The 5,950-nt window shown below is 59.5% G+C and carries 6 protein-coding genes; 3 read left to right on the top strand and 3 right to left on the bottom strand.

Features of this window, described 5'->3' with window-relative positions:
* Both AC2FNC_RS19705 and AC2FNC_RS19700 read right to left on the bottom strand, forming a co-directional pair.
* A partial coding sequence (locus AC2FNC_RS19705) for a class I tRNA ligase family protein (RefSeq protein ID WP_496716400.1) occupies window positions 1-499 on the bottom strand: 499 nt, incomplete at its 3' end.
* 94 nt (window positions 500-593) lie between these two features.
* Window positions 594-1,493 carry a phytanoyl-CoA dioxygenase family protein gene (locus AC2FNC_RS19700; protein WP_480518906.1) on the bottom strand — a complete coding sequence of 300 codons (900 nt, stop codon included), beginning with the start codon at window positions 1,491-1,493 and terminating at the stop codon, window positions 594-596.
* Window positions 1,494-1,657: 164 nt separating this feature from the next.
* On the opposite strand from AC2FNC_RS19700, the gene AC2FNC_RS19695 reads away from it, so the two are divergent.
* The 3 genes from AC2FNC_RS19695 (at window position 1,658) to AC2FNC_RS19685 (ending at window position 5,752) form a co-directional block, all read left to right on the top strand.
* The gene (locus AC2FNC_RS19695; RefSeq protein ID WP_496716399.1) at window positions 1,658-3,949 is read left to right on the top strand and encodes a xanthine dehydrogenase family protein molybdopterin-binding subunit; all 2,292 of its coding nucleotides are present in this window, start codon (window positions 1,658-1,660) and stop codon (window positions 3,947-3,949) included.
* Window positions 3,927-5,003 carry a T6SS phospholipase effector Tle1-like catalytic domain-containing protein gene (locus AC2FNC_RS19690; protein ID WP_496716397.1) on the top strand — a complete coding sequence of 359 codons (1,077 nt, stop codon included), beginning with the start codon at window positions 3,927-3,929 and terminating at the stop codon, window positions 5,001-5,003. Before AC2FNC_RS19695 ends, AC2FNC_RS19690 begins: the two co-directional genes overlap by 23 nt.
* Window positions 5,004-5,134: 131 nt before the next feature.
* A complete protein-coding gene (locus AC2FNC_RS19685) occupies window positions 5,135-5,752 on the top strand; it encodes a GNAT family N-acetyltransferase (RefSeq protein ID WP_480518910.1) in 618 nt (205 codons plus the stop codon).
* Window positions 5,753-5,759: 7 nt separating this feature from the next.
* Here AC2FNC_RS19685 and AC2FNC_RS19680 read toward each other — a convergent pair.
* Window positions 5,760-5,950: hypothetical protein (locus AC2FNC_RS19680; RefSeq protein ID WP_496716394.1), on the bottom strand; the 191-nt coding region annotated here is incomplete at its 5' end.

Below are 5,950 nucleotides of genomic sequence, written 5' to 3'. Positions count from 1 at the left end.
CATGGAAGTTGGGTGAGTTTTCGTGCCCGGTGCGTGGGTCACCTGGCGCGCCCGCCATGGTAAAGGCATTGCGCGACCAGTCGCAGGAATTCCCCAACCGCGTCATCTGTTCGATAATCTTGCGGCCGTATTGCCCCTTCCAATCCCAGACCTTGGCCAGAAACTCCTCACGCGCGTAGTCGGTGCGCTTCTTGCCCTCCTCGGCCATCAGTTTCTTTTCAACCTGCATCTGCGTGGCGATGCCGGCGTGGTCCTGACCAGGTTGCCACAGAGTGTCGAACCCGCGCATCCGGTGCCAGCGGATCAGAATATCCATCAGTGTATGGTTAAAGGCATGTCCCACATGCAGCGCGCCGGTCACGTTGGGCGGTGGCAGCATGATGCAAAAGCTTTCCTCGCGCGAACGGTTCGCGCCTGCCTTGAAGGCTCCGGCCTGTTCCCAGGCCTCATAGATACGGGCCTCGGCCTCGGCCGCGTTGAATGTCTTTTCCATCGCCATGGGATGCGTCCTGCGTCAACAAATTCGGGTCAGCGCCTGCAATAGCGAATGGAGACGGGAAGGGGAAGGCCCTGCGCGGCGACGATTGCCGATGTCACCCCGTGCCGGTCGCCTCGTTTCCGTACAGGTGCGTGCTTTGCGCCGCGCCTTGTGTCATCGCCTTGGCCTGATCCTCTCGAATGCGGGCATGAAGCGCCAAGGCTGGCGGCGAAAACAATTCGGTCGGTGGTTCGATGAGGATGAAATTGCCCACCCGGTCTTCGCCGCGCGCCAAGACCGCGTAATCGCGGTCCGCCACTTTTTGCTGCGCGTTCGGGTTCAGATACCGGATCGCCAGCCCGATCCGCCGATCGTCCGACATATTGGGTCCCGAGCCATGGATTGTGAGGCCATGGTGCAGCGACATTTGACCCGGCTGCAATTCGATATGCGTTTTGTCCTCGTCTGCCACATCGACAGCCACCTCCTGCCCGCGCGACAGCAGGTTGTTGTCTGAAAACGTGTCGTTATGGGGCAGGATCGGGTTTTTGTGGCTGCCCCTGACAAAGTCCATGCAGCCGCTTGCAATTGTGGCAGGCGACAATGCGATCCATGCGGTCATCTGATCCGGTGTTTCGCCCATCCCCCAATAGGTCAGGTCCTGATGCATTCCCACCACCTGAGTCGTGCGTGGCTCTTTGATGAACAGTTCCGCAGACCACAGCAGCAAGTCCGGCCCCAGTATTCCTTCGACGACGTCCAGAACTCTGGGGTCCAGTGCGATACGGGCGACCAGCGGCATCACCACATGGGCGTTCAGGCGCTTGTACATGTTCAGCGGCAGCGGAAGGTCGGCCACACGCCATGTCTTCTCGATCTGCTCCAGCTCGGCCCGAAACTGTGCGGTCTCATCCGGCGAAAAGACTGTGATGGGAAAGGCAAACCCGTCTTGCCAATACGCGTCGATCGATGGGGCGTCCAGACGGCCCTGTGACAGGGAAATGGGTTCGGGCATGGAGGACCTCCGGCAGGCTGCATTTTCAAACAGCCTACGAATCCCTCTGCGGCTCCTGCAATCCTGTTTACGACATCGGTGTTGCCACACGCTTTCATGCAAGGCGCTGGACATAAGCGAACGCAGGGCTAGTGTCGCCATCAAGGCAGTGACAGGAGCATCCCATGGAAAAATTCGGCAGAAGCCAGCCGGTCAAACGGACCGAGGATCAGAGGTTCCTGACCGGGCAGGGGCGCTATATGGACGATGTCGTGCCCGGCAATGCGTTGTTTGCCGCTTTCTTCCGCAGCCCTGTGGCCCATGGCGATATCACCGCGCTGGATCTTGAGGCTGCGCGGGATGCCGACGGGGTGCGGCTGGTCATGACACTGGACGATCTTGCAGCCTCGGGCATCGATACAGTGATGAATGCCGCAACCTTGACCAACCGCGACGGAACCGGCTCTGCCGCGCCGGATCGGCACATGCTGGCAAGGGACCGGGTGCGCTTTGTGGGCGAACCCGTGGCCGTTGTCATCGCTGATACGCTGGCGCAGGCGCAGGACGCGGTCGAGCTGATCTGGATAGATATCCGGGAACGCGCTGCCAAGCTGGACGTGAACGCGGGGGGTGAGGCCCTGCACCCGCAAGCGCCGGACAATCGCGCGTTTGACTGGGGCTTGGGTGATGAAGCCGCGACCAAAGCCGCCTTTCAGGCCGCCGCCCATACCGTCTCGCTGAACGTGCACGACAACCGCGTCATCATCAGCTCGCTAGAGCCGCGGGGCTGTCAGGCCGACTGGTCTGGCGGGCGTCTGCACTTTTCCTATGGCGGGCAGGGTGTCTGGGCGATGAAGGCACAACTGGCGCAAAAGCTGAAACTCGATGCGGATGCGATCCGTGTCACCACCCCGGATGTGGGGGGCGGGTTTGGCATGAAGGTGATGCCATATCCCGAATATTTCTGCGTGGCCGTGGCCGCGATGAAACTGGGCCAGCCCGTGCACTGGATGTCCGACCGGTCCGAGGCAATGCTGTCCGATCACCACGGCCGCGATCTGACCTCGCTGGCCGAGCTGGCCTTTGATGCCGACCACCGGATCACCGCCTACCGCGTTCACAGCAAAGTCAACCTTGGTGCCTATAACAGCCATTTCGCGCAGGCGATCCAGACAAGCCTGTTCAGCAAGGTGCTGATGGGGGTCTATGATGTTCAGACCACCTATCTCCGGGTCGAGGGGTTCTATACCACGACAACACAGGTCGACGCCTATCGCGGTGCCGGACGCCCCGAGGCGATCTATGTGCTGGAACGCGTGATGGACCGCGCGGCACGCGAACTGGGCGTTGACCCGTGGGAGTTGCGGCGCAAAAACTTCATCAGGCCCGGCGATTTCCCCTACACCTCTGCCACGGGTGAAACCTATGATGTCGGAGATTTCGACATGGTCCTGCGCCGTGCGGCCAGCCAGACCAGCGGGTTCGAGGCCCGCAAGGCCGCCGATGCCGAACGCGGTCTGATCCGGGGGCAGGGTCTTTGTTACTATATCGAAAGTATTTTGGGCGACCCTTCCGAGAACTCGAAGGTCGAGTTTTGCGAGGATGGCACTGTGAACCTTTATGTCGGCACACAATCGAACGGGCAGGGGCACGAGACGGTTTATGCCCAGTTCCTGTCCGATCAGACCGGCGTTCCGATGGCCAGGATCACCGTCATTCAGGGGGATACCGACCGGCTTGGCCATGGCGGCGGAACGGGCGGCTCGCGCTCGGTGACGGTGCAAAGTACCGCGACCCTCGCCACCATTGACAAAATGATCGCCGCATTCACGCCTTATCTGGCCGATAAGATGGGGGTCGAGGACAGTGATGTGCGATTTGACCATGAAACATTCCGCGCGCCGGGCTCGAACCTGACGCCGACCCTGACCGAAGCCGCGGCCATGGCCCGCGCTGACGGGCGATTGGACTTGCTGACGCATGAGTCCCGCGCGCAACTGGATGCCCGCAGCTATCCTAACGGCGCGCATGTTGCCGAGGTTGTGATCGATTCCTTCACCGGCGAAACCCGTGTGGACCGCTACACCGTGGTTGATGATTTCGGAAATCTTATCAACCCGATGCTGGCCGAAGGGCAGGTGCATGGCGGGGTGGTTCAGGGCATCGGGCAGGCGCTGTCGGAACATGTGGTGCATGATGATCACGGACAGCTGCTCACGGCATCGTTTATGGATTACGCCTTGCCCCGCGCGGTGGACGTACCCATGATAAAGTTTACCTCGGCGCCGGTGCCGTCAACTTCCAACCCGATGGGGATGAAAGGATGCGGCGAGGCCGGCACGGTGGGCGCTCTGGCCGCTGTGGCGAACGCGGTTCAGGATGCGCTCTGGGATCACGGGGTGCGGCAGGCGGATATGCCTTTCACACCTCATAAGGTTTGGGAATTGCTGACGCATGAAACTGTCGCGGCTGAGTAGGAAGGTTCTGGGATGGCTCGGGCGGCCCTTACGGTCCGAGCACTCCGCCGAAACGCGGCACCGCGAGCCGATCAGCCACGTCATTATTCTAGATGGCACCATGTCCACCCTCGAACCGGGGTTCGAAACCCATGCCGGTCAGACCTATCGCCTGTGCTGCGAAATGGGCAGCAAAGTGTCGGTGTTCTACGAGTCGGGCGTGCAGTGGGAAAGCTGGAAATCCACCATGGACGTGATGATGGGCCGGGGCATCAACCGCCAGATTCGCCGCGCCTATGGCTATCTGGCGTCACGCTACAAGCCCGGTGACCGGATTTATTTCATCGGTTATTCCCGTGGAGCCTACGGCGTGCGCAGCCTGGCCGGAGTGATCGACATGATCGGCCTGCTCAAGGCCGAACACGCGACCGAGCGGAATATCCTGCAAGCCTACCGCCACTATGAATGTAATGTCAGCGGCACCGCCGCCCGCGATTTCCGCCGCAAGTTCTGCCATGACAACGTCAAGATCGAGATGGTCGGTGTCTGGGACACGGTCAAGGCGCTGGGCCTGCGCCTGCCGCTTCTGTGGCGCTGGGCCGAGGATCGCCATGCCTTTCACAACCACCAGCTGGGCCCTGCCACTCTGCATGGCTATCACGCGCTGGCCCTCGACGAAACGCGCGAGGTGTTCGAGCCGGTTCTATGGCGATGCAAGCCCGATTTCAAAGGTCATGTGGAACAGGTCTGGTTCCGTGGCACCCACGGCGATATCGGCGGCCAGCTGAACGGCTATGAAGAGGCCCGGCCGCTCAGCAATATCTCGTTGATCTGGATGCTGGACAAGGCCGAGATGCACGGGCTGCCGATGCCCGAAGGCTGGTGCACCCGTTTCCCGACGGATGCCCATGCGCAATCGGTTGGAACCTGGCGCGGCTGGGGCAAGATCTTTCTGCTGCGCAAACACCGCAAGGTCGGGCGGGATCAGTCAGAACGCCTGCATGTCTCGGTCGTGCCGGATGAATTGCCGGGCTGGGTGGCGATGCCGAACCTGCCGACACATCCCGCGCAGTGAAAGGCAACCATGTGCCAGTGACTCCACGATCACCGGCACTTCAATGTCAGGTTCGAGCCCGGAGCAGTCATCCTTCGTTGCTTAAGCAGGAAAATAAATTGCGCATTTGACAACAAGTGTTTGCGGCCCTCATGCTAAAACTTAAAAATCGAGGTGGAACGACCAAAGGTAATTCCATGTTTAGATCATCAACCCGAAGTGAAGCAGAAAGTTTGTTAAGCGGACTTGCTCTTGGATTTTCTGCGGACCCATTCATGCGTTGGCTGTATCCTGAACCTGCCGATTTCCTTACCCACTTCCCGCGAGTAATGGACTTCTTTGGAGGGCGGGCATTTGAACAGGGCAGCGCGTTTCGAAACGATGATTTCACCGCTGGCGCACTTTGGCTTCCGCCAGGCATTTACCCCGATGAAGAACGGCTTGTCGCCTGTTTTGAGCAGACGGTCTCACCAGAAAAGCATAATGCGTTGTTCGAAACCTTTGGGCAGATGGACAATTATCATCCGGATGAGGACTGCTGGCATTTAGCTTTTATTGCGGTCGATCCATTTCGCCAAGGAAAAGGGTTGGGGTCCGCCTTGCTTGAATGCTGCCTCAAACGCTGTGACGAAGATGGAAGACCTGCTTACTTAGAGTCGACAAACCCTACAAATCTATCGCTGTATAAGCGCTATGGTTTTCAAGAGATGGGTCTAATCAAAGCCGACCAAGCCCCACCCCTGTTTCCGATGTTTCGAGCCGCCCAATAGCGATAGATCAAACGGCTGCATTGTCCGGAGGGTGTGTGGAAACTTGGTTGATCTCGGAGCGTCCAATCGGTTTTGACTTTTGTGTCCTTTTTGGCTTGGGATCATCATTTTGATGGACAGGATGGATTGTGAGGTCGGCGGAAGCCATCTGAGACGGATAGGGCCATTTGGGCGCAAATTTCAGGGCAAACGAGGGCT

The organism is Ruegeria sp. BHSA123 (assembly GCF_059613425.1).
This window is presented reverse-complemented; position numbering and strand designations above follow the sequence as displayed.